A 22,567-nucleotide genomic window follows, 5' to 3' on the forward strand; every position below is an offset into this window, starting at 1 on the left:
GTACCGCGACAAGATGGTTTTCGACAAGACAGACAACGGCTCGGGGGCCGATAGCGAAGGACAACGAACGATCACGATCGGGTTGGTGGCCGACGAGGGATTCGCGTCGACGATAGCGGCCGCCATCGAACAGGAACTTCCGCCCACCATCACGATCGACGGAACCGATGCCCGACTGGACACGGCCCGGCCCGCAGTCACGCTGCCTCCCACCGAGGCAGGTTCTGCGCCGTTGGGTCAGTGGCTGGAGGCCATTCAGGCCACCAACACATTCGACCTGGTGCTCTGCATCTCCGAGGTTCCGCGACGCGTCGGGGCCAGCCCCGTCGTCGCCGAATTGCGTGACGGTTCGACCGGTGCTTTGTACGTACCCTCGTTCGGCACCATAGGAGTACGGCGTCGCGCTGTGGCGGTGGCCATCGCCATCGTGCACGATCTCCTCCGCAGCGATACCGCCTCGCGGCCACGCCTGCGACGGTCGATGTCCAAGTGGGCTCCGGGCCCCGACCCCGACGGTGGCGGAGAGCGAATCCTGCTCACTCCCGGCATGTTCGGCCGAACACGCATGATCATGGGCATGATTCGCTGCAATCGGCCGTGGCGTCTCGTCCCCGCACTGTCGAGCGTGCTCGCGGCCGCGAGCGCCGCGTCGGCGTTCGGTGTGTTCTACGCGAGCATCTGGCAGATGGCGGCCTCGATGACACCTGCCCGGCTCACACTGATCGGCGTCGCCGCCATCGTGGCTATCACGGTGTGGCTGATCTTTCCGCACGGCCTCTGGGAGCACCGACGGTTCCGCTCCTCGACCACCGATCGCTGGATATACAACTCTGCCACTCTCGGCACCGTCGTGGCCGGCGTGCTGTGTATGTATGCCGTTCTGTTCGCGGTCGTGTTGCTCTCTGCTGCCGTGGTGATCTCGCCCGAGTTTCTCACCGCTCAGATCGGGCGAGAAGCAAACACGGCGGACTACCTGTCACTGGCCTGGTTGGCGGCGTCGTTGGGCACGGTCGCCGGAGCAGTGGGCTCGTCGGTGTCCGATCGCAGCGACATCCTCAACGCTACGTACGGCCACCGAGAGATGCTCCGGCGCCAGCACAGTGCAGAACGGTCCCGCACCGACGACGCCGGTGCGGCTCAGCCCGAAGCTCGGTCCCAGGCCCGATGACCCAGGGCCGCGACGGCGGCGGTCAGCGCGGCACCGAGCAACACCGGTATCGCGATATCCACCCGAAGTAGCAGCGCACCGATGACGGCACCGACGAACAGCACGAGGATCGCCCAGAGCCGCCGGTTGAACAGCCGACCGGGGCCCTGGCCGACGAACGACTCGCCGGCGAGCGAGGTGATGGTCGACGTGACGACGACGGTCGTCATGTCCTTGACCGCGAGGAAGCGCGCGGCGAGCGCCTGAGCCCCCATGTCGACTGCGATGACACTGGCGATCGCGATACCGAGCGGCGAGTTGCCTTGCACGTCGACCACCAGCAGCGTGACGCCTGCTGCGAGAAGTGCCAGCGTTCCCACTGCGAAGATCGCGGTGACCCGAATGTTCCATCCCGGCGCAGCCGAGCGAAGCGTCACCCCGGCCAGCGCGGCACCGAGCACGAAGGCGAACAGCGCTACCAGCGGGCCGACGATCGGCAGTCCGTCCTCACCTGCCACCCCCATACCGAGGATGACGATGTTGCCGGTCATGTTTCCGGTGAAGATGCGGTCGAGCCCGAGGTAGCCGACGGCGTCGAGCATGCCGGTCACCATCGTCAGCACCATCATCGACCACAATCGGAGATGACCGTTCACGGCCTCGCCGACACGGTGCCTCATGGTCGTCGGTGCCGGCCCGTCTCCGGCCACCGTCGTTTCGTCGAGACTCATGCGGTCACCCACACGCCGCCGTCACTACGTGGGTCCGCGCCGGCACCGAGCGTTCCGTCGGCTGAAACCCTGGCCACCATGGAATGACCTGCGTTACTGTCCAATTCGGTGCCATGCTTGACGGTGAACACCGTCTGCGAGATCTGTTCGACGGCGAAGTCCTCCAATGTCGGCTCGACCAGTACCGAACCGTTGGGTGTGCCGGCTTCCAATCCGCCGACGATGAATCGGGGCGCGGAGACGATCTGCTGCGGATCGAATCCACGCAGCGCCCGCAGGATCAACTGGGTGTGAATCTGCGACTGCGCTTTGCCTCCCATGGTCGAGTGGGCGGACACCGCTCCGTCCGCCCAGTCCACGATCACCGGAACGAGCGTGTGCGCGGGCCGCTTTCCGGACTCGACGCGATTGGGCGACGCGGCATCGAGCGTGAAGAACGCAGCTCGGTTGTGCAGCACAAGTCCGGTGTCGGGCTCGAGGATCTGCGCTCCGAACGAGTGAAAGACGGACTGAATCAACGACACTGCTGTGCCGTCCTTCGCTACGACGGCGATTCCGACGGTGTCACCGCCCGGACGCGGAGACGCGGTCGAGGTCTGGCGTTCGGCTCCTGCCACCCGGGCTGCCGCCGCGTCGTGAATTGCCGCGAAGCCGGCCGGGGTCAGCTGATCGTGGATATCCACAGTGGCACAGCGTGGGTCGGCGAGGTAGGTATCACGATGCTCGTCGGAGTCGTAGAAGATCTCGGCCAATACCCCGGCGTCGACATCCCCCGCAGACGCACTCCCGGACAAGGCGGCACCGAGAGATCGAATCAGCGTGTAGCCCTGCGAGTTCGGTGGTGCCGTGGCCACCGAGAATCCGTCGAATTCGCGCACCAGAGGTTCTTCGACGCTCGGACGATGACGTTCGAGATCCTCTCTCGATACCGGCACGTCGAGTTTCTTCAGTCCGGCGGCGAATCGGTCGGCGGTGTGACCGCGATAGAACGAATCGAGGCCATCGGTCGCCAGGTCCGTCAGGGTTCGGGCCAACTCGGGCTGCACGACGAGGTGCCCGACGGGGATCGGCTGACCATCGACGAAGAACTTCGCGCGCAAGCCTGGATCGGTGATCAGTGCGTCACGGTCGAGCTCGATCATCTCGACGAGTCCGGGGCTGGCCGGAAACCCCTCTGTGGCAAGCGAAATTGCCGGTGCCAGTACGTTGCGTAACGGCAGCGAGCCACCGGCGTCGAGCAGAGCCGCCCACCCGGACACTGCACCCGGAACGGACACCGTCAGCGGACCGTTGATCGGCATCGTCTGGATCGTCTCGAACAGCTGGTCCACGGATGCGGCCGAACCGTATGCTCCCGATGCGTTGATACAGGTGGTGCTGCCGTCGCTCGTTCGCAGCAACGCGATGACGTCACCGCCCACACTGCACATGTGCGGGTAGACCACGGTGAGGGCCGCAGCCGCAGCGACCGCTGCATCGACGGCGTTGCCACCGGCTTCGACGATCGTGCGGGCAGCGTCGACGGCCGCGGTGTGCGGCGCGGCGATTGCCACGCCGGGTGCCGGTTGCGACTGTTCGGGCATGAATATCTCCTCGAGTGCGGCCGATCCGACAGCAGGATCGGTCGGGGCATGTTCTGGGTTCGTCCGAAAGTGTTGCGTTGGAGCAGTGTCACGTCATGGAAGTGTCACGTCAGAGCGCTCGTGCGATGAGCGTGCGATAGGCACCGTACAGCACCGCCGCGGCGACGATCGACGCCGCGGCCGTCGCACCGAAGAAGGTCAGTTCGGTTGTTGCAGAGTACTTCTGAGCGAGCAAGCCGGCCAGCGTCGATCCTCCCGCCATCGTGAGGAAGTACAGCGAGGTCATGCCGGCCTTGTGCGATGCGGGTGCGAGCTGCGCCGTCGCCGACAGGACCGACGGCACGACGGCTATCTCGCCGGCACCGAACAGCAACATCGCGACGAGAACCAGCACAACGGAATTCGTCGCCCCTGATGTGCCCGCCATTGCCGCGAACATGGCCATCGCCACCGCCAGCAGGCCGATTCCCACGACGATTTTCGTTCCGGGACTGGGCTGCCGACTGCCCATCCGAGTCCAGACGACGGCATAGATCGGAGCGATGACAGTGGCGAAGAGACCTTCCAACGTGATCACGGTTGCCGCAGGGATCGTCAACGAGCCGACCGTCAGATCGACGCGGGTGTCCATGTACACCGCCAGGGTGGTGAACAACTGGAACAGCAACGTCCAGAACAGCAAGCTACTGAGGAACACCGGAATGTAGGCGAGCACTCGTCGATGCTCGGTAGCGTCGACTTTTCTCGAGGACAACAGCATTGCGAAGTAGGCGATGCTGGCGATCACGATGATCGCGGTCAGCACGGTTCCCAGATTGTCGAGATTCAGGAGGCCGCTGACGGCCGCGGCAACGATGACCAGGGTGACCGATCCGGCGAAAGCTGCGGCCGCGGCCCGACGCGAGCGCGGAAGCGGATTGGCTACCGTTCGGGTGGCCTCGGGCAGATGCTTGTACCCGACCGCGTACTGGGCCAGGCCGATCAGCATGCCCACTGCCGCTGCGCCGAAGGCGATGTGGAAACCGGCCGAGCTCTGCAGGGCACCGGTGAGCAGCGGGCCGAGGAATGCGCCGAGTCCGATCCCCATGTAGTAGAGCGAGTAGCCCGAGTCGCGTTTGGGGTCGTCGTTCGCGTACAGCAGTCCGACCATCGCGGTGACGTTGACTTTGAGTCCGCCGGTTCCGATGACGATCAGCAGCAATCCTGCACCCATACCGGCTGTCGTCGTGATCAGCGCCAGTACGACGTGGCCGGCGATGATGGCGACAGCGGAGTAGAGCACCACCGTGCGCGGGGCGACGAGTCGGTCGGCAACCCAGGCTCCGCCCATCTGGGCGATATAGACTGCGCCGCCGTAGGATCCGGCGATACCGACCGCCACGCCGACATCGAGTCCCAGTCCACCCTCGGCGAGTGAGTAGTACAGGTAGTACGCGAGGATCACCTGTAGGCCGTAGAAGCTGAATCGCTCCCACAACTCCGTGCCGGCCAGCGTCACGAGCCCACGCGGCTGATCACGGAACGTCGAGCCGATCGCTCCCCGCTCTCCTGCGTTCGGCTTGTGGAGTGTTCCGTCCGTTGTCATGCTGGTCCACCTCTGGGGTCCATGGGAATCAGTGGTTCAGGAGAATGAGTGACCGTTGTCACGATGTGTTGATCTAAAACTGGTAGGACCAGACCGTCAAGGTGAAGAGTGGGATATTTACACGTCAACGGATCTTTACTGGGGAAACAGAGTGAATCTGGTATTTTGGTAGGACCAGTTCGTAACCTGCGGGGACGGGGCTTTCCATGACAGCGTGGTCCGAAATAGACGTCGAAGCGGCGTCGGTCCCCGAGCTGCTCAGCGCCAGGATCGCGCAGCTGATCGACAGCGGTCGCGTCGAAGCGGGATCGAAGCTGCCCAGCGAACGCGCCCTGGTGACGATGCTCGGAGCGTCGCGAATCTCGATCCGCCATGCACTTCAGGATCTCGAATTGCGGGGTTATCTGACGCGCAGGCCCCGCGCCGGCCGCATCGTCGCACCACTGGAGATGCGCGCTCTGGCCGAAGGCAGCATCTTCGGAAGCATGAGCAGCGACCAACGCACCGTTCGCGAGGTGATGGATCTACGCACGGTCGTCGAACCACCCATTGCCGAGCGTGCCGCCGTCCGCCACCGCACGTCCGAGTTACATGCCTTACGCACTCCACTCGAAACGTCCGAGCGAGAGCTCGTGAATCGGCCGCCGTCTCTGCAGGTCATGCAACTCTGCGACGTGCAGTTCCATCTCGCGATCGCCGGCCTTGCCCACAACTCCATGCTCACCAGGCTCGTGACCGAGACCAACGAGTGGATGGCACCGTCGAGGCAGGCAAGTTTTCAGACCGAGCAGCGGATGCAACGCTCCGTCGATGCCCACCGCAGCATCTATCACGCTATTGCAGAACGTGATCCGGTTCGCGCCCGGAAGGCGATGCACGATCACCTTGCCGACGTGCTCGAGGCGATCACACCGCTCGCGCACTGACTTTTACCGCCGATCGCACCAGCCTGTTGTCCGAAACGGTGCGCGTGAATGCGCTCGATTGGCCACTTCGTCGTGTGCGGATCGGGTGGATTCCGGACAGAATCGAGGTGCTATCGGCTCGGGCCGATCGACCGCGAACAAAGGAGCTCGACAGTGCCCACCCTCGACCGTGACGTCGCTATCGTCGGGGCCGGCCCTTCCGGCCTGGCCGCAGCAACCGAGCTCCGCAAAGCAGGATTGTCCGTCGCCGTGCTGGAAGCGCGTGACCGCGTCGGAGGACGTACCTGGACGAACACCATCGACGGTGCGAGCCTCGAAATCGGCGGTCAGTGGGTCTCACCCGATCAGGAATCTCTCATCGCGCTGATCGGTGAGCTCGGCCTCGAGACGTTCGACCGATACCGCGAGGGCGAGTCCGTCTACATCTCCGCCGCGGGCGAGCGGACCCGTTACTCGGGTGACTCGTTCCCCGTCGACGAGACCACCGAGAAAGAGATGGACCGACTCGTCGCTCTGCTCGACGACTTGGCCGCCCAGGTCGGCCCCGAGGAGCCGTGGGCGCACCCGCTGGCGCGTGAACTGGACACGATCTCGTTCGAGCAGTGGCTGATTCGTGAGTCCGACGATGCCGAGGCACGAGGAAACATCGGCATGTTCATCGCCGGTGGCATGCTCACCAAACCTGCGCACGCGTTCTCGGCTCTGCAAGCAGTCTTGATGGCCGCATCGGCGGGATCGTTCTCGCACTTGGTGGACGAGAACTTCATCCTCGACAAGCGCGTCGTCGGTGGCATGCAGCAGGTGTCGATCCGTATGGCGGCCGCCCTCGGCGACGACGTCATCCTCGACGCGCCGGTGCGAACGGTGCGGTGGAACTCCGACGGCGCAACAGTATTCGCCGACGGTGACATCGAGGTACACGCCAAGCGGGTCGTTCTCGCCGTTCCACCGAACCTGTATTCGCGCATCTCCTACGACCCGCCGCTCCCGCGTCGCCAGCACCAGATGCACCAGCATCAGTCCCTCGGACTGGTGATCAAGGTCCATGCCGTCTACGACACCCCGTTCTGGCGCGAGGACGGGCTGTCGGGAACCGGCTTCGGTGCCTCAGAGATCGTGCAGGAGGTGTACGACAACACCAACCATCAGGACAGCCGCGGAACACTGGTCGGCTTCGTGTCCGACGCCAAGGCAGACGCGATGTTCGAGCTCGACGAGCAGGAGCGCCGCGCGAAGATCCTCGAATCGATCGCACATTACCTGGGGCCCAAGGCAACCGAGCCGGTCGTCTACTACGAGTCGGACTGGGGTTCGGAAGAATGGACCCGTGGTGCGTACGCGGCCAGCTTCGATCTGGGGGGTCTGCACCGCTACGGCAAGGACAGCCGCACTCCCGTCGGCCCGATTCACTTCTCCTGCTCCGACATCGCCGCGGAGGGCTACCAACACGTCGACGGCGCAATCCGCATGGGTCACCGCACCGCCGCGGACATCGTCTCGAGAATCGTTTCCTGACACCCGATCTTCGATCGCACACCGCAGACCCACACCTAGCACCGAGGACACACATGCGCACTGTCACAAAACATAACTCGCCCGCTGCTGCGGCCTCGAACCTCGGGAGGCAGTGATGACGTGGACGATGCCGGCCGAAGGTGTTCGGCACGAACGGACCTGGATGGCCTACCCGTGCGAGGGGTATTCGCTCGGTGACACGCCCGAGGAGCACCACGAGGCTCGCACCACGTGGGCCGAGGTCGCGCAGGCGGTCGCTCGATTCGAGCCGGTCACCGTCGTCGTCGATCCCGCCGAAAGCGCCGTCGCACGCACGTATCTGACCTCCGAGAGCGCTTTCCCCATCGACATCCTCGAGGCACCGTTGAACGACGCCTGGATGCGCGACATCGGGCCCACGTTCGTGCTGTCCGAGGACGGCCGTGTCGGCGGCGTCGACTGGGTGTTCAACGGCTGGGGCGCGCAGGATTGGGCGCGCTGGGACAAGGACTCGAAGATCGGCGCGCTCGTCGTCGAGAAGTCCGGTGCCGAGATGATCGATTCACCGATCGTCAACGAGGGCGGCGGTATTCAGGTGGACGGGCTGGGAACGGTTCTCGTCACCGAGACGGTACAACTCGATCCCGGTCGCAATCCCACGCTGTCGAAGGCCGATGTCGAGGCCGAACTCGCCCGCACGATCGGCGCCACCACGGTGATCTGGCTTCCTCGTGGACTCACCCGTGACGCGGACGAGTTCGGAACCCGAGGCCACGTCGACATCGTCGCTGCCATCCCCTCGCCCGGCGTCGTTCTGGTGCACGACCAACGCAATCCCGAACACCCCGATCACGACATCAGCAAGGCCGTGTTCGAGATCTTCGAGAACAGCACGGACGCACGCGGTGAGAAGTGGACCATCGTGAAAGTTCCGGCACCGGAGATTCTCCGCGACGAGGAGGGCTTCGTCGATTACAGCTACATCAACCACTACGTCGTCAACGACGGTGTGATCGCCTGCAGCTACGGCGATCCCGCGGACGAAGAGGCTGCTGCCATTCTGTCGGCGGCATACCCGGGCCGCACCGTCGTCACCGTCGACGCTCGGCCACTCTTCGCCCGCGGGGGCGGAATTCACTGCATCACACAGAACCAGCCACAGGCTCAGACGGACTGAGTGGACGCGGGAGCAGGTATCGAATACTGCTCCCGCAACTCGTTCTTGCGGATCTTGCCCGTCGGATTGCGCGGGATCTCGTCGACGAGGATGTAACGCTTGGGGATCTTGTACCGCGCGAGCCGACCGCCGAGCGCGTCCGCGATGGCATCGAGGTCGACGTCTGCTCCCTCGACGACAGTGATTGCGGCAACGGCAGATTCGCCCCATTTTTCGTCCGGTACACCGAACACTGCGCAACTGTCGATGCCGGGCAGTTCGAGAAGTGCCGCTTCGACCTCGGCCGGATAGATGTTCTCTCCGCCCGAGATGATCATGTCCTTGAGCCGATCGACGATCGTGACGAATCCCTCCGCGTCGGCAATTCCGATGTCGCCGGTACGGAGCCAGCCGTCGTCGAACACGTCGGCGGTCGCGTCGGGACGACCCCAGTATTCCTTCATCACGTTGGGGCCCTGGATCTGAATTTCACCGCGCTCCCCCGGTTTCACCGGCTGTGACATCGCGTTGACGATCCTGACGTCGGAGAAGGTATGGGGAACCCCCGCGGTACCCATTTTTCGTTCGGCATCGACGGCAGCGAGCATCGTTGCGCCAGGACCACTTTCGGTGAGCCCGTAGCCCTGACACATCTTGATCCCGCGTTCGGAATACGTACGGAGCGTGCGCGGCGGCACCGGCGCCGCGGCCACCACCACCCGGCGTAGCGACGTCAGATCCGTGTCGTCCCACGCGGGATGCGACACGAGCGAGTCCAGGATCGTCGGCACTCCGAATGTATACGTGACCGAGCGTGATTCGACGAGATGGAGCACGCGTCCGGCATCGAACCCTTCCTCGATGACGACCGAGCCGCCCTTGAACAGGACGGGTAACGCAACCATGTCGAGCGCGGCGGTGTGAAACAGCGGAGCGCAGACCAGGGCTACCTCGTCGCTGCACAGGTCCAGATCGAGGACTGCGTTGAGAACGGCGAACAGCACGTTGTCGTGAGTCATCACGACGCCTTTGGGTTTACCGGTCGTACCGGAGGTGTACATGACGAAGCATAGATCCGCACCCTCCACCGATTCGTCGATGCGCGTCGAGGGGGCCGCCGCGATCAGCGATTCGTACTCCTCGCCGAGCGTGAGGCGACGCGTGGGGCCGTCACCGACCGCCGAGGTCGCGACGTCGTGCAAGGCCTCGGAATGCACCAACAACGACAGCCCCGAGTCCTGCACTGCGAAAGCAACTTCCGGTGCGGTCAACCGTGCGTTGAGTGGCACGAAGATCGCTCCGAGCACGCCACAGGCGAACAGTACTTCGAGGTAGGCGGGATGATTGGTGGACAACAGCCCGACCCGGTCCCCGGGACCCACCCCCAGCTCACGTAGACCGTGCGCGAGCCGGGTGGTGCGCTCGTCCAATTGCTCGTAGGTCGAGACCTGGCCGCGGAACTCGAGTGCCGTTGCTCGCGGGCACTGCCTGGTACGTCGACGGATCCACGAACCGACGCCTTTATTACGCATCTGAAATCTGTTCCTCTCGGGTCCGTGATCTCAGTCGAACATGCGGTAGACGGCCTCGACGACGACCGCGGGGCGCTCGCTGCCTTCGAGTTCGATCGTCGCGGCGACGGTCAGCTGAGCTCCGCCCTTGGGCAGCTCCTCGTACCCCTTCAGCGTGGCGGCCAGGCGCACTCGGCCGCCGGCGGGGACCGGGTTGGTGAAGCGAACCTTGTTCAATCCGTAGTTGATCTTCGTGGTGACGCTGTCGACGACCAGTAGCTCGTCCCACATCGGAATGATGAGCGACAGAGTCAGATAGCCGTGCGCTATCGGACCGCCGAAGGGGCTTTCGGCCTTGGCCCGTTCGGGATCGACGTGAATCCACTGATGGTCGTCGGTGGCGTCGGCGAAGGTGTCGATGCGCTGTTGCGGCACCTCGATCCACGAGCTGGTTCCCAGTTCGGTGCCTTCGAGGTTCTTCAACTCGGCGAGAGTGGCGACGCGGGTGGTCATGATGTCTCCTTGGCGGACAGGCCGAGTGCGGCCAGTGCATTGGTCTTGAACACGAGTGGACGAATCTCGTCCTTGATGTCGAGCTCGGCGAAGTCCTTCATCCAACGATCCGGCGTCAGAACCGGAAAGTCCGAGCCGAACAACACCTTTCGCTTCAGCATGGAATTCGCCGCCCGCACCAGTTGAGGCGGAAAGTATTTCGGTGCCCAACCCGACAGGTCGATGTACACGTTCGATTTGTGCGTGGCGATCGAGATCTGCGCGTCCGCCCACGGCACCGCGGGGTGCGCCATGATCATCGTCAGTTGGGGGAAGTCCGCGGCGACGTCGTCGAGCAGCATCGGATCGGAATAGCGCAACTTGATGCCGTGCCCGCCGGGAAGTCCGGCACCGATACCGGTTTGTCCGGTGTGGAAGAGCGCGGGTACTCCGGCTTCGGTGATGGCCTCGTAGATCGGATAGAAGCGGCGATCGTTCGGCTCGAAGCCCTGCATGCTCGGATGGAACTTGAAACCGCGCACCCCGAACTCCTCGACGAGCCGGTGCACCCGCCGCACGGCGGCCTTACCCTGCCACGGGTCGACCGAGCCGAAGGGGATCAACACGTCGTTGTGGCGTGCCGCCCCCTCGGCGATCTCCTCCACCGAGTTCGGTGAATGTCCCGACGCTGCACCGGCATCGACGGTGAACACCACTGCGGCCATGTTGCGGGCCCGGTAGTACTCGGCGATGGTGTCGATCCCTGGAGTACGGTCCTCGCCCGACTTGAAGTACTTCTCCGACGCGGTCATCAATTCGTCGTCCAGTGCGCGGTGGCCGCACCCGTCGATCTCCACATGAGTGTGCACATCGAGTGCCAGTATCGAGTCGAAGTCGATGGCGCACTGGTATTTCGAGCTCATCGCGCCGGCTCGACGGGGAGGTTCTCTCCGACCGATTCGAGGCTGCCCGCGAACGTCGACGGCCACACAGCGGCGATGTCCTCGGCCGACCAGCCGCCGTCGTGATAACTCGTGGCGATCATGTCCGGGTGCGTCCACAGTGCCAGGCGGTCACCGCCGACGGCGAATGCCTGACCGGTCACGTCTGCACTCGCGTCGCTTGCCAGGAAAGAGACGATTCCTGCGGCGTCCGCGGGGGTCCCGAACCCGAGTTCACGACGGGCGAACGGCGGCAACGGATCCCCGTTGTGCATGGCCTCGATGTACGGCTGCAGGAACGGGATGGTCTCGGTCATCGCCGTGGCCGCCACCGGGCACACCGCGTTCACAGTGACACCTGCACGCTGGAGTTCCATGGCCCAGGTCCGCACCATGCCGACGATCCCGGCCTTGGAACCGGAGTAGTTGGTCTGTCCGAAATTTCCGCGCTGACCGGCGGGAGAGCCGATGCACACGATCCGGCCGCCCTCACCCTGAGCGCGGAAGTGAACGGCTGCTTCGCGTGCGCAGGTGAACGTGCCGCGGAGATGAACGTTCACGACGGCATCGAAGTCGTCGTCGGTCATCTTCCACAACACCTTGTCGCGCAGGATCCCCGCGTTGGTGACCATGACGTCGAGACGACCGAACGCCTCGACCGCGCCTGCCACCAACTTCTGTGCGGTCTCGGTGCTGCCCACCGGAGCCACGACCGCCACTGCCCGTCCACCCGCGTCGACGATCGAGGAGACAGCCGCGTCTGCTGTCGCCTGGTTCACGTCGTTGATCACGACTGCTGCACCGTGGCGCGCGAGGTCCTGGGCATACGCAAGTCCGAGCCCCTGGCCGCTACCGGTGACGACAGCGACCTTGTTGTCGAGATTCATAGCTCTCTCCTCTTCGTGGTTACCAGACTGAGAAAACCATCAATAATTGAGAAAGTCAATGATTTACGTTTGCTAGAATTACCGACGATACGAGGAGTCTCATGACCGACATCGCACCCCTGTCCGACGACATCGGATTCCTGCTGACGCGCGCAGGAACGTCGCTGACGGCCGCCGCCAAGACGGCACTGGCACCCTTCGAGCTGCGCGTACGTTCGTACTCCGTGCTGGCCCTGGCCTGCGAACATTTGGACGGACTCGGCCAGCGGCAGCTCGCCGAGCAACTGGGCTTGGACCCCAGTCAGATCGTGGCGTTGGTGGACGATCTGGAGGTCCGCGAACTGATCACCCGACGGGTCGACCCCGGCGATCGACGAAACAAGCGAATCCACGCGACCGACGCCGGCCGCGCGCTGTGCGTCGACGCACAGCGCGCGCTCGCGGCGACCCAATCCGCCACGCTCTCAGCCCTTGGCGACCGCGGTGTCCGAGAGCTGCGGCAGTCACTGCAGTCCATCGTCCGCGCACAATAGATCTTGCACAGTAGTAAGTGCGCACGTAGGCCGATCACCGTTCGTAGACAACCCTGCCACCGACGACCGTCGCGATGATCGGTAGTTCGGGAATTCGATCCGCCGGGCCCATCAGGTCGCCGCCGACTGCGGTGAAATCTGCGGGACCACCGACGACGATGGTTCCGGTTCCGTCGGTCAGACCGGCCGCCGCCGCGGCGTGGGTGGTGTACCCGTCGAGGGCTTGTCGAGCCGAAATCGCCTGCCGGGGTTGACGAGGAGGGTCGGCCGGCAGGCCTGCGGGGCGGCGTAGCCGGGCATCGGCCATCACGACTCGGGGATCGAAATGTGCTACCGGCCAATCGGATCCGAGCGCAACGGTCACACCGAGATCGAGAAGCTCGGCCACCGGCCAACCACGGTCGATACGATCGCGGCCCATGCGCCGAGACCAGTCGTCGGCCTCGTCCGCTCGGGTGTACCTGGTGCAATGGGTCGGCTGCATCGATGCGGCAATACCGGCGTCCGCGATCGTTGTCAGATCCTCGGGACAGACGGTCTCGAGGTGTTCGAGGCGATGCCGAACCCCCGTCCCGAGGGCTGCCAGCGTCCGTACGCAGTGGTGCACAGCGGCATCACCGATCGCATGAGTAGTGGTCGACACTGCACGGCGGTCGAGCTCGCGCACCACGGCCGCATACCGTTCCGGGTCGGTCCACGACGGCCGGGTACCGTCGCCGTACAGGTCCGGGTGACACAACCACGCCGTCCCACCTTCGACGGTTCCGTCCATGAACAGTTTTGCGCCCGCGTATCGCCACCGCGCCCCGGCGGTACCGTGCACCAGCGCAGCCAGTTCTGCGACCCGATCGGCAGGATGATCCGGCTGGACCCAGCCGTACACCCAGAACCGCAGTCCGGCGTCGTCCTCGTCGAGCGCCCGGATCATCTCGACGGTCCCGGGGAGGTCGTCCATGACGTGCACCCCGGTCAGCCCGACCGATGCCATCTCCTCGGTCACGGTGCGTAACAAAGACTTCGCCGCGACGACGTTCTGGGCAGGCATGACCGCCTCCACCAGATGGATGGCCGGCTCCTCGATCAGGTGACCGGTGGTCTTCCCGCCACTGTCCACCGCCACTCGGGCACCGCCGTGGTCGAAGGTCTCTCGGCCGGTCACGCCGGCAATATCGAGTGCAGCCCGATTGGCCAGCGACGAATGCGCGTCGTAGAACCGAATGAGAACAGGGGTCGTGACCGAGTCGGAGATGGCTTCGAAGCTCGGAGCTCGGCCGCCGAATACGTTGTGGTTCAGGCCCCAGCCGCGAATCCAACCGTCCGTCGGGTGCGCATCGTGCAGTACCCGACGCACGTCGTCCAGATTCTCGCACCGACTGAAATCCACGCCGAGTGACATCAACGCGCCTTGCACCACGTGCGTGTGGGCGTCGACCCATCCGGGTGTCAGAGTGCTCCCGGCCAGGTCGATGATCTTCGTTCCGGGACCACTGCACCCCAGGACGTTGTCGGTACTCCCGAGTGCGATCACTCGGTCGTCTCGAACGGCTACTGCCTGCTGCGGCTCGGCACCATCGACCTGGGTGAGCACCGTGGCGTTCATCAGAATCAGTGTCGCATCAGTCATGTCGCACTCCTCGTGCATCATCGGTAGGTAGTGCGGTCGACGGTCCGGCCTGGGTATCGGGCAGTATCTCGGAATCGATGTCGGTCGTCCCCAGCCGTGCGTACACCTGGGGGCGGCGTGCCCGGATCCACAGGGCCACTGCCGAACCCAACGCGAACACCACGACGGATCCGACGGAGGCGACGGTGTTCACCACCGGGTCGGTCGTCAGGGTGGCGATTTCGATCTTGTCGACGACGAGGTACAGAGCGATTCCGATCAGGACGAACGCGGCGATTCCAGCGAGTGCCGCGCCCCGATCCCGTGCCACTTCTCTACCGCGCAGGAAGAACACGGCAACCGAGAGAGAGGTGAGCCATTGCAGCGCAAGGATTCCCACGGTTCCCGTACTCGCCGTCCACGCAGCCAACTGCAGAACCGGATCGACGTCGGCCGCGGCGAAACACGCGATGGCCACTACGGCCGTCGCCGTCTGCGCGATGCTGGCGATGTGCGGAGACAAGTGCTTGCTGTGCACGTGGCTGAGCCGCACCGGGAAGATTCCTTCACGACCGAGCGCATAGCCGTACCGGGTGATCGCGTTGTGGAAGGCCAGCAGAGCCGCCAGCCCGCTCGAGACGATCAGCACGCGCATCACATCCGTTGCCGCACTACCGACGTAGGTCTGCATGGCGGTGAAGAAGAAACCGGCAGGATCCGATGCAGCCGCGGCGACCGCGTTCTCGGCACCGAACGCCATGACCGCAACCCAGACGATGAAGCAGTAGAAGACCGCGAGGAAAATGACCGCGGCATAGGTTGCGCGGGGGACCGTCCGGTCCGGTCGTACCGCCTCGTTGCGGAACAGGGCGGTTGCCTCGAAGCCCACGAACGCGGCGAACGACACGGCCAGTACCGCCCCCATCGATCCGGTGAAGACGTTCTCGGGATAGAACGGCTGCAGGTTCAGACCACTCGCACCGCCCTTGGCGATCACTGCGATCGCCAATACGAGCAGCACCAGCACTTCGAGAACGAGCAGCACGCCGAGGACCTTGGCCCCCACCCGAATCGATCGATATCCCAGCACGGACACGATCGCCGCAGCGACCAACGCCCACAGCCACCAGGGTAGGTCGACTCCGACGAAGTCGTTCATCGTCGCCTTGGTGACCGCTCCGAACAACCCGTAGGTGCTGATCTGCAGGAGGGTGTACCCCGCCACGGCCACCAGAGCGCTACCGAGACCGGCAACTTTGCCCAGACCCATCCGGATGTAGGAGTAGAACGCGCCGTTGTTGTGCACGTGCCGCGCCATCTTGGTGAAGCCGATGGCGAACACCGTGCTGATCAGACCGGCGCACAGGTATCCGGCGGGAGCGCCGATCCCACCGATCAGCAACGCGATCGGAGCAACGGCCACCATGACGGTGAGCGGTGCCGCTGCCGCGACGACGAAGAAGACGATGTCGCGTGAGTTGAGGCTGGAACTATCGAGGGCATTCGGCTGCCCGGAATGTTGGGGGATGGTCATGGCCGGCTCCGTGTGATTAATCCAACGATGTTTGGTTTTGACGTAACGTAGACCACAGAAGACAGTTTGGAAAGACCCCGGCGAAATGGAGTACACGTGGCAAGGCCGAAGACAGCACTACTCGATGTCGATCGCATCGTCGATGCCGCACTTCAGATCACCGACGCCACAGGCGATTTCACAGTTGCACAGCTCGCCTCCAAACTCGCCGTGCATCCATCCTCGCTGTACCACCACGTGTCCGGAAAAGACGAAGTGATCGATCGAATGCGGGCTCGAATCGGTCGCAAGATCGACAACACGGGCTTCGGAACGGGCCCGTGGGACGAGGCATTGAAGAGGTTGGCGTGGTCGTATCGAGCGGCGTTCGCCCGTCACCCCGGGTCCATTCGCTTGTTCGCGACCTCACGCATCCGCGACCGCGAATCGCTGTCCGAGTACGAGCGAATCGCCGACGGTCTGCACGATGCGGGCTTCGCTTGGCCCGAGGTACTTCCGATCATCATCGCGTTCGACAACTTCATTCTCGGCTCGGCCCTCGACATGGGCAGCGGCGGTAACCTCTACACACCCGACCCGCAGATGCACCCGGCCCTGACTGCTGCGGTGGGCGATCCCGAGGAACAGCCGAACCCCACCGACGTCGCCTTCGAGCTGGGACTGTCGGCACTGCTGACGGGCCTGCAACACCGCCTGGGCAATCGCTGACGCACCCTCCGCTCCTCGGGGCTCAGTGCGCCCCGGTGTGTCCGAGAGCCAGGCGACAACTACGGAGGAAGCCGCGGAATTCGTCTCGTTGACGCGGCGACAGATCGGCGACCATGCGGTCCTCCAGGTCACCGATCTGCGCGTCGTACTCTGCGAGCAAGCGTCGTGCTTCCTCGGTCAAGCTCGTGAGCATCCGCCGTTTGTTGGCCGGATCCGTTCGGCGAGTGACCAATCCACGCTTCTCGAGTGCGGCGATCATCTCGCCCATCGTCTGAGCCGTCACGAAGGAATTGCGTGCCAACTCCGCGGACGACAGCCCGTCGCGTCGACGTAGCACCGTCAGCGCCGTGTACTGCACGGCAGTGATGTTCATCGGCCGCAACAGCGCATCCATCTGGGCCCGCACCGCCAGCTCGACCTGCTTGATGGCGTAGAGCAGCGTCGGCTGCTCGCCTGCCGACGACGGCCTCGATGCCACGTTCACCACCTCGCTTTCCGAACTCGCGTGTGGCTGCAGCCTAATTACCGAATGCCGCCGACCGGCACCTGGATCGCCTATTGCTTTCCGCGCATGCGCGAGGTTGTATATAAGGAACCCTGTTAATCAGGTCACAGCCGGCCATCGAAGCGAGGCGTTCATGACGATCACCGACGACAGCGTCACTCTCACCCGACCCGACGTCACTCCCGGACGGCTCTTCGTCGACGGTCACTGGCGTGACGCTGCCGCAGGTGGCCGATCCGACGTGCTCGATCCGTCGACGGGAGCGGTGCTCACCTCCGTGTCCGAGGCGTCCGCTGTAGACGTCGACGCAGCAGTGTCCGCAGCTCGCACCGCCTTCGACGACGGCCGCTGGTCGTCACTGCCCGGACGCGAACGGGCACGCATTCTGCACCGAGCCGGTCAGCTCATCCGCGAACGCGCCGACGAGATCGTTGCCGTCGAAAGCGCCGATGTGGGTAAGCCGGTGTCGTTGTGCCGCCCGGTGGACGTACTGACCTCCGCGGAGCAGTACGAGTACTGCTCCGCACTGGCTCAGACGCTCGGTGGATCGCATCGCGACACTCCGCTGTCTGCGCACGCGTACACGCGCAGAGAACCGCTCGGTGTGGTCGCCGCGATCACCCCCTTCAACTTTCCGCTGATTTTGTCGAGTTCGAAGATCGCGCCTGCACTCGCCGCGGGTAACACCGTGGTCCACAAACCCAGTGAGGACACCCCGCTCAGCGCATTGCTGATGGCTGAAATATTGACCGAGGCGGGCGTACCGCCAGGCGTGATCAACGTCGTCACCGGAACAGGTTCCGTTGCGGGAGAGGCACTTCTGCAGCATCCGGGAGTCGACAAGATCGCATTCACCGGGTCAACGGCTGTGGGCAGGCACGCTGCCGGGGTCGCAGGCCGCAATCTGGTACCGGTGACGATGGAACTGGGTGGCAACGCCGCGCACATCGTGTTCGAGGACGCCGACATCGACAAGGCGATCGGAGCGATCATCAAAGGGTTCGTCTTCAACTCCGGGCAGTTCTGCATGGGCGGCCCGCGCCTGCTCGTCCAGCGCTCTCGATACGAAACGGTGTTGGACATTCTGGCCCAGGCGGTTCCCGGTGTTCCCGTCGGCGACCCGTTCGATCCGGCCACGGTGGTCGGACCCATGGCCGGAGAGCGGCACGTGCACAAGGTCGAGGAGTACGTGGACATCGCCCGCCGCGACGGCGGCCGTATCGTCGTCGGCGGGCACCGTCCAGACCTGTCCGGTACGCCCCTCGCCGGTGGCTCGTTCTACTCCCCCACCGTTATCGCAGACTTGCCCGCCACGTCGCGGGTCGTTCGAGAAGAGATCTTCGGACCCGTTCTGACGGTACAACCGTTCGACACCGAAGACGACGCGGTCCGCCTGGCCAACGGCACCGAATACGGCCTCGCTGCCGGTCTGCAGACGACGAATGTGGCTCGCGCACATCGTGTTGCAGCACGACTGCACGCCGGCATCGTGTGGGTCAACGACTGGGCGATGCTCGATCCGGCCGTTCCCTTCGGCGGAGTCAAGAACTCCGGCTTCGGCCGTGAGTACGGCCCCGAGGGCCTCGACTCGTACACCAAGGTCAAATCCGTCGTCATCTCGCTCGACTGAATCGAAGGCTCGACCGAATCGAAGGCCTCGACCAAATCGAAAGGGCAGTGCCATGACCACAACCACAGCGGCAGTAGTCGAATCGGGCGGAGCCGCGTTCACATTGTCCCCGGTCCAACTGGGCGAACCCCGCAGCGGAGAAGTGCGCGTGCGCATCGTCGCAGCCGGCTTGTGCCACACCGATCTGGGCGTCGCCGCGGGCGGGCTGCCGTTTCCGCTTCCCGGCGTCCTCGGCCACGAGGGTGCGGGGGTCGTCGAAGCCATCGGTCCCGGAGTCACCGGCGTGCAGGAAGGTGACCACGTTCTGCTGTCGTTCACCTCGTGCGGTACCTGTGGAAACTGCCGAGCCGGTCATCCCGCCTATTGCGCAACGTGGTTGCCGCTCAACCTCATCGGCGGGGCTCGCGCCGACGGCTCCAGCCCGATCACGCGCAACGGCACTGCGCTCGGAGGCCATTTCTTCGGCCAGTCGTCGTTCGCGAATCACGCGATCGTGGACGAGCGGAGCCTGGTTCGGGTCGATTCCTCCGCACCGCTGGAGATCCTGGCACCGCTGGGCTGCGGGGTGCAGACCGGAGTCGGTGCCGTGTGGAATGTGCTGCGACCACGCCCGGGAGATACCGTCGTGGTGACCGGCGCAGGCGCAGTGGGTCTTTCGGCCATCATGGCTGCCGCTCTCACTCCCGCGGCCAAGATCATCGCGGTCGATCGGGTTGCCGAACGCCTGGAACTGGCCACCGAGTTGGGAGCGACCCACGTCGTCGACGCCACTCGCGAGGACACCGCGGCTGCGTTGGCAGAACTGACCGAGGGCTCCGGCGTCGACGGAGCCATCGAAACCACCGGGAACGTAGGGGTGCTGCGCACCGCGATCGATGCCCTGGCCCCTCGTGGAACCGCCGTCGTCGTCGGCGCTCCGCCCTTCGGCACCGAGGTCCCGGTCGACGTCAACGCCATGCTGCCGGGCAGACGCATCGTGGGACTGACCCTCGGCGACAGCGAAACGCAGACCCTGATTCCGGTGCTGGTGGATCTTGTCGTGTCGGGTCGATTGCCCCTGCAGCGCTTGATCACTCACTACCGATTCGACGACATCAACTCCGCGGTGGCGGACATGATCAGCGGTGCGTCGATCAAACCGGTCCTCCTCTTCTGACCGGGATTCCGACCGGGCTTCCGGCATCCGGAAGTCCGCTCGCACCGGCGGGGTGGCGTGCCACACACTCGATGTCACGATCGCTGACGAGACGTCAAGCGACCGAACGACTTCTACGTGTTCAGGAGAATCGATGACGACAATCGTCCGTAACCAGTGGTATGTCGCTGCGTACAGCAGAGAAGTGGGCCGAGAGCTGTTCTCGCGCACCATTTGCAGCGAGCCCATTCTGTTGTGGCGCACCGAGTCCGGGGCTGTGACCGCAATGAGCGATCGTTGTGTGCACCGGCGGTACCCACTCTCCGCGGCCCCCAGCCACCTCGATGGCGACACCGTGGTCTGCGGGTACCACGGATTCACGTACGGCATTGACGGCGGCTGCGTCTCTGTTCCCGGACAGAAGCGGGTGCCGAGGACGGCCAGGCTCACCACCTATCAGGTGCACGAGCAGGATTCGTTCGTCTGGGTGTGGATTGCCGACCCGGACGATCCGATCGACGGCGACATCACTCGTATTCCCCGGGCCCCGTGGATGGACTCCCCGGACTACACCGTGGTGAGCGGAATGGAGCCGATCTCGTGCAACTATCAGTTGCTCGTCGACAACCTCATGGACCTTTCGCACGAGACCTACCTGCACGGCGGTTACATCGGCACTCCCGAAGTCGCCGACACACCGATCACCACCGAGATCGACGACGATCGCAACGTCATCTACGTTTCGCGGCACATGGACGACGCCGAATGCCCACCGTTCTACTCGAAGTCCACCGGCATCGACACGCGCATCTCGCGTTGGCAGGACATCGAATACATGCCCCCGTGCCTGTATCTACTGCACAGCCGCATCGCTCCGCTCGGATCACCGCTACCCGCGGACGACGGCTCCGACGCCCACGCGTTCCACAGCGAGATCGTGTACGCGATCACTCCGGAAACCGAGACCTCGACACACGACTTCTGGGCTGTTGCTCGCGATTTCGCAATCGACGACAACGAAGTGTCCCAGTTTCTGGCCGAGAACAATCGCACAGTGGTCATGCAGGACGTGGTGGCGCTGAACATTCTTCAGCAAGCACTGGACACCGAAAAGGCCGGCTACCAGGAACTGTCGATCAACATCGATGCGGGCGGCCTCGGTGCGCGTCGGCTTCTGAGCAAACTCCTCGAGGGCTCGCGAGCAGGTGCCGAGGTGGTCTCGTGACACCGGAACCGAATCGAATGCTGCAGGGCCCCAACGTGCTGCGTGTGGTGTGGGTTCCGGGTACCGACCGGCTGCGCGGCGTCTGCCATTGTGGCTCGTCCCGGCTCGAGGAGGATCCGGCACTGCTGTGGGAGTGGTTGCTCGCGCACCCCATCGGGCACTTCTCGACCGTCGACCCCGGCCATCCCGAGTTGCCCTCGGTGCGAGGCGAACTCGTGAGTCACGTGGGGAGAGCCGAGTGACGCGAAACCTCCCCGAGTGCGACCTGGATCTGATCGTCTCGGACAAGTGCAGCGGCGCGGATGGCGTTGCCCTGCTGCAGTTGCGCAAGCCGGACGGCACAGACCTACCGAGCTGGACGCCGGGAGCTCATATCGATCTGGAGTTGACTTCCGACATCACGCGCCAGTACTCGCTGTGCGGAAGCCCGGCCGACCGCGGCACCTGGCGCATCGGTGTCCTGAAAGAACCGGCATCCCGCGGTGGTTCGCTCCATGTCCACGACACCCTTGCCGTCGGCGACACCGTCCGTGTCCGTGGACCGCGCAATCACTTCGAGTTGACCGAATCCGAGAACTATCTGTTCATCGCCGGCGGTATCGGAATCACACCCATCATCACGATGGTGGCCGAGGCCGAGCGGCGTGGGGCCGGGTGGTCGCTGGCGTACGGCGGCCGGTCCCGCGACAGTATGGCGTTCGTCGACGAGCTCGTTTCCCGCTACCCCGGCAACACGACCGTGGTCCCGCAGGACGAAAAAGGACTGCTCGATCTCGACGATCTGCTCGGGACTGCGCGCGTCGGCACGGCCGTCTACTGCTGCGGACCGGGGCCTTTGTTGGACGCCGTGACCGAACGGGCGGGGCACTGGCCCGAAGGAAGCGTGCACCTCGAGCGGTTCCGTTCCGACACACTCGATCGGCCGACACCCGATGCGTCGTTCGAAGTCGAACTCTCCGTGAGCGGACGAACCGTCACCGTGCATCCGGACGAATCGGTGCTCGACGCCGTGACGAACTCGGGAGTGCAGGTGCTCTCGTCGTGTAGAGAGGGAACGTGCGGAACCTGCGAAACAGCCGTTCTCGCCGGCACCGTCGACCATCGGGACACACTGTTGACCGAGGAGGAACGCGGTGCCAACGACACCATGATGATCTGTGTGTCCCGGTCGACGGGCTCCCGGCTCGTTCTCGAACTGTAGAGCTCGTTGTACGACATTCCACACGAATCGAAGCCCGACG

The 22,567-nt window shown here is 64.4% G+C and carries 21 protein-coding genes; 11 read left to right on the plus strand and 10 right to left on the minus strand.

The features are described 5' to 3' along the window. Positions 1-13 precede the first annotated feature (13 nt). A complete protein-coding gene (locus tag CH281_RS22035) occupies positions 14-1,168 on the plus strand; it encodes a hypothetical protein (RefSeq protein WP_094695767.1) in 1,155 nt (384 codons plus the stop codon). On the opposite strand, the gene CH281_RS22040 is transcribed toward CH281_RS22035, so the two are convergent. The 3 genes from CH281_RS22040 to CH281_RS22050 all read right to left on the minus strand — a co-directional run bounded on the left by CH281_RS22040 (position 1,138) and on the right by CH281_RS22050 (position 5,046). Further along, a complete protein-coding gene (locus CH281_RS22040) occupies positions 1,138-1,878 on the minus strand; it encodes a YoaK family protein (protein WP_256983972.1) in 741 nt (246 codons plus the stop codon). The genes CH281_RS22035 and CH281_RS22040 overlap by 31 nt on opposite strands. After that, complete coding sequence (locus CH281_RS22045) at positions 1,875-3,461, minus strand: gamma-glutamyltransferase family protein (protein WP_094621552.1); 1,587 nt, start codon at positions 3,459-3,461, stop codon at positions 1,875-1,877. The genes CH281_RS22040 and CH281_RS22045 overlap by 4 nt, the downstream gene beginning before the upstream one ends. Positions 3,462-3,570: 109 nt before the next feature. Beyond that, positions 3,571-5,046 (minus strand): peptide MFS transporter, encoded by a 1,476-nt coding sequence (locus tag CH281_RS22050; RefSeq protein WP_094621551.1) that lies wholly within the window; start codon positions 5,044-5,046, stop codon positions 3,571-3,573. Between the two features lie 206 nt (positions 5,047-5,252). Here CH281_RS22050 and CH281_RS22055 point away from each other — a divergent pair, with 206 nt between their 5' ends. From CH281_RS22055 to CH281_RS22065, 3 genes are all read left to right on the plus strand, one after another. Next, positions 5,253-5,972, plus strand: coding sequence for a FadR/GntR family transcriptional regulator (locus CH281_RS22055; protein ID WP_032369142.1), 720 nt, complete (start codon positions 5,253-5,255; stop codon positions 5,970-5,972). Positions 5,973-6,125: 153 nt separating this feature from the next. Further along, complete coding sequence (locus tag CH281_RS22060) at positions 6,126-7,487, plus strand: flavin monoamine oxidase family protein (protein WP_094695511.1); 1,362 nt, start codon at positions 6,126-6,128, stop codon at positions 7,485-7,487. 115 nt (positions 7,488-7,602) lie between these two features. After that, positions 7,603-8,643, plus strand: coding sequence for an agmatine deiminase family protein (locus tag CH281_RS22065; RefSeq protein ID WP_027495713.1), 1,041 nt, complete (start codon positions 7,603-7,605; stop codon positions 8,641-8,643). Here CH281_RS22065 and CH281_RS22070 read toward each other — a convergent pair. The 4 genes from CH281_RS22070 to couN are packed head-to-tail and all read right to left on the minus strand — an operon-like array spanning position 8,631 to position 12,453. Further along, positions 8,631-10,154: an acyl-CoA synthetase gene (locus CH281_RS22070; RefSeq protein WP_094695512.1), complete on the minus strand. Its 1,524-nt coding sequence runs from the start codon at positions 10,152-10,154 to the stop codon at positions 8,631-8,633. The genes CH281_RS22065 and CH281_RS22070 overlap by 13 nt on opposite strands. A 30-nt stretch (positions 10,155-10,184) precedes the next feature. Beyond that, positions 10,185-10,646 (minus strand): p-hydroxycinnamoyl-CoA hydratase, encoded by a 462-nt coding sequence (gene couM, locus CH281_RS22075; RefSeq protein ID WP_032366817.1) that lies wholly within the window; start codon positions 10,644-10,646, stop codon positions 10,185-10,187. After that, positions 10,643-11,548, minus strand: a complete 906-nt coding sequence (couO, locus tag CH281_RS22080; RefSeq protein ID WP_032369144.1) for a 4-hydroxyphenyl-beta-ketoacyl-CoA hydrolase — start codon at positions 11,546-11,548, stop codon at positions 10,643-10,645. The genes couM and couO overlap by 4 nt, the downstream gene beginning before the upstream one ends. After that, positions 11,545-12,453: a 4-hydroxyphenyl-beta-hydroxyacyl-CoA dehydrogenase gene (couN, locus tag CH281_RS22085; RefSeq protein ID WP_094695513.1), complete on the minus strand. Its 909-nt coding sequence runs from the start codon at positions 12,451-12,453 to the stop codon at positions 11,545-11,547. The genes couO and couN overlap by 4 nt, the downstream gene beginning before the upstream one ends. Before the next feature lie 101 nt (positions 12,454-12,554). Here couN and CH281_RS22090 point away from each other — a divergent pair, with 101 nt between their 5' ends. After that, entirely contained in the window at positions 12,555-12,986 is a 432-nt protein-coding gene (locus CH281_RS22090; protein WP_094695514.1) for a MarR family winged helix-turn-helix transcriptional regulator, read from the plus strand. A 34-nt stretch (positions 12,987-13,020) separates the two neighbouring features. Here CH281_RS22090 and CH281_RS22095 read toward each other — a convergent pair whose 3' ends face one another. Together CH281_RS22095 and CH281_RS22100 are read right to left on the minus strand one after the other, a co-directional pair. Next, positions 13,021-14,610: an amidohydrolase gene (locus CH281_RS22095; RefSeq protein ID WP_094695768.1), complete on the minus strand. Its 1,590-nt coding sequence runs from the start codon at positions 14,608-14,610 to the stop codon at positions 13,021-13,023. Beyond that, positions 14,603-16,123: an APC family permease gene (locus tag CH281_RS22100; RefSeq protein WP_094695515.1), complete on the minus strand. Its 1,521-nt coding sequence runs from the start codon at positions 16,121-16,123 to the stop codon at positions 14,603-14,605. The genes CH281_RS22095 and CH281_RS22100 overlap by 8 nt, the downstream gene beginning before the upstream one ends. Positions 16,124-16,219: 96 nt before the next feature. On the opposite strand from CH281_RS22100, the gene CH281_RS22105 reads away from it, so the two are divergent. Then, entirely contained in the window at positions 16,220-16,831 is a 612-nt protein-coding gene (locus CH281_RS22105) for a TetR/AcrR family transcriptional regulator (RefSeq protein WP_032366821.1), read from the plus strand. A 22-nt stretch (positions 16,832-16,853) separates the two neighbouring features. Here the strand turns inward: CH281_RS22105 and CH281_RS22110 are convergent, their stop codons facing one another. Further along, positions 16,854-17,309 (minus strand): MarR family winged helix-turn-helix transcriptional regulator, encoded by a 456-nt coding sequence (locus CH281_RS22110; protein WP_032369239.1) that lies wholly within the window; start codon positions 17,307-17,309, stop codon positions 16,854-16,856. 160 nt (positions 17,310-17,469) lie between these two features. On the opposite strand from CH281_RS22110, the gene CH281_RS22115 reads away from it, so the two are divergent. The 5 genes from CH281_RS22115 to CH281_RS22135 all read left to right on the plus strand — a co-directional run bounded on the left by CH281_RS22115 (position 17,470) and on the right by CH281_RS22135 (position 22,527). Further along, positions 17,470-18,966, plus strand: coding sequence for an aldehyde dehydrogenase family protein (locus CH281_RS22115; protein ID WP_032381517.1), 1,497 nt, complete (start codon positions 17,470-17,472; stop codon positions 18,964-18,966). A 52-nt stretch (positions 18,967-19,018) separates the two neighbouring features. Beyond that, positions 19,019-20,122 (plus strand): NAD(P)-dependent alcohol dehydrogenase, encoded by a 1,104-nt coding sequence (locus tag CH281_RS22120; protein ID WP_032381516.1) that lies wholly within the window; start codon positions 19,019-19,021, stop codon positions 20,120-20,122. Between the two features lie 133 nt (positions 20,123-20,255). Further along, the gene (locus tag CH281_RS22125) at positions 20,256-21,326 is read left to right on the plus strand and encodes an aromatic ring-hydroxylating dioxygenase subunit alpha (protein ID WP_094695516.1); all 1,071 of its coding nucleotides are present in this window, start codon (positions 20,256-20,258) and stop codon (positions 21,324-21,326) included. Continuing rightward, positions 21,323-21,568 carry a hypothetical protein gene (locus tag CH281_RS22130; RefSeq protein ID WP_201245408.1) on the plus strand — a complete coding sequence of 82 codons (246 nt, stop codon included), beginning with the start codon at positions 21,323-21,325 and terminating at the stop codon, positions 21,566-21,568. Before CH281_RS22125 ends, CH281_RS22130 begins: the two co-directional genes overlap by 4 nt. Next, positions 21,565-22,527 carry a PDR/VanB family oxidoreductase gene (locus tag CH281_RS22135; RefSeq protein ID WP_094650771.1) on the plus strand — a complete coding sequence of 321 codons (963 nt, stop codon included), beginning with the start codon at positions 21,565-21,567 and terminating at the stop codon, positions 22,525-22,527. Before CH281_RS22130 ends, CH281_RS22135 begins: the two co-directional genes overlap by 4 nt. The last annotated feature ends 40 nt before the right edge of the window (positions 22,528-22,567 follow it).

The organism is Rhodococcus sp. 06-221-2 (assembly GCF_002258365.1).
Classification (GTDB): Bacteria; Actinomycetota; Actinomycetes; order Mycobacteriales; family Mycobacteriaceae; genus Rhodococcoides; species Rhodococcoides fascians.

What these genes read in the sequence shown, in the direction of transcription:
- CH281_RS22120 (WP_032381516.1), top strand. Translation starts at nt 19,019, where the DNA reads ATGACCACAACCACAGCGGCAGTAGTCGAATCGGGCGGAGCCGCGTTC.
- couN (WP_094695513.1), bottom strand. Translation starts at nt 12,453, where the DNA reads ATGAATCTCGACAACAAGGTCGCTGTCGTCACCGGTAGCGGCCAGGGG.
- CH281_RS22040 (WP_256983972.1), bottom strand. Translation starts at nt 1,878, where the DNA reads ATGAGTCTCGACGAAACGACGGTGGCCGGAGACGGGCCGGCACCGACG.
- CH281_RS22115 (WP_032381517.1), top strand. Translation starts at nt 17,470, where the DNA reads ATGACGATCACCGACGACAGCGTCACTCTCACCCGACCCGACGTCACT.
- CH281_RS22100 (WP_094695515.1), bottom strand. Translation starts at nt 16,123, where the DNA reads ATGACCATCCCCCAACATTCCGGGCAGCCGAATGCCCTCGATAGTTCC.
- CH281_RS22070 (WP_094695512.1), bottom strand. Translation starts at nt 10,154, where the DNA reads ATGCGTAATAAAGGCGTCGGTTCGTGGATCCGTCGACGTACCAGGCAG.
- CH281_RS22065 (WP_027495713.1), top strand. Translation starts at nt 7,603, where the DNA reads ATGACGTGGACGATGCCGGCCGAAGGTGTTCGGCACGAACGGACCTGG.
- CH281_RS22035 (WP_094695767.1), top strand. Translation starts at nt 14, where the DNA reads ATGGTTTTCGACAAGACAGACAACGGCTCGGGGGCCGATAGCGAAGGA.
- CH281_RS22050 (WP_094621551.1), bottom strand. Translation starts at nt 5,046, where the DNA reads ATGACAACGGACGGAACACTCCACAAGCCGAACGCAGGAGAGCGGGGA.
- CH281_RS22055 (WP_032369142.1), top strand. Translation starts at nt 5,253, where the DNA reads ATGACAGCGTGGTCCGAAATAGACGTCGAAGCGGCGTCGGTCCCCGAG.
- CH281_RS22045 (WP_094621552.1), bottom strand. Translation starts at nt 3,461, where the DNA reads ATGCCCGAACAGTCGCAACCGGCACCCGGCGTGGCAATCGCCGCGCCG.
- couO (WP_032369144.1), bottom strand. Translation starts at nt 11,548, where the DNA reads ATGAGCTCGAAATACCAGTGCGCCATCGACTTCGACTCGATACTGGCA.
- CH281_RS22095 (WP_094695768.1), bottom strand. Translation starts at nt 14,610, where the DNA reads ATGACTGATGCGACACTGATTCTGATGAACGCCACGGTGCTCACCCAG.
- couM (WP_032366817.1), bottom strand. Translation starts at nt 10,646, where the DNA reads ATGACCACCCGCGTCGCCACTCTCGCCGAGTTGAAGAACCTCGAAGGC.
- CH281_RS22090 (WP_094695514.1), top strand. Translation starts at nt 12,555, where the DNA reads ATGACCGACATCGCACCCCTGTCCGACGACATCGGATTCCTGCTGACG.
- CH281_RS22125 (WP_094695516.1), top strand. Translation starts at nt 20,256, where the DNA reads ATGACGACAATCGTCCGTAACCAGTGGTATGTCGCTGCGTACAGCAGA.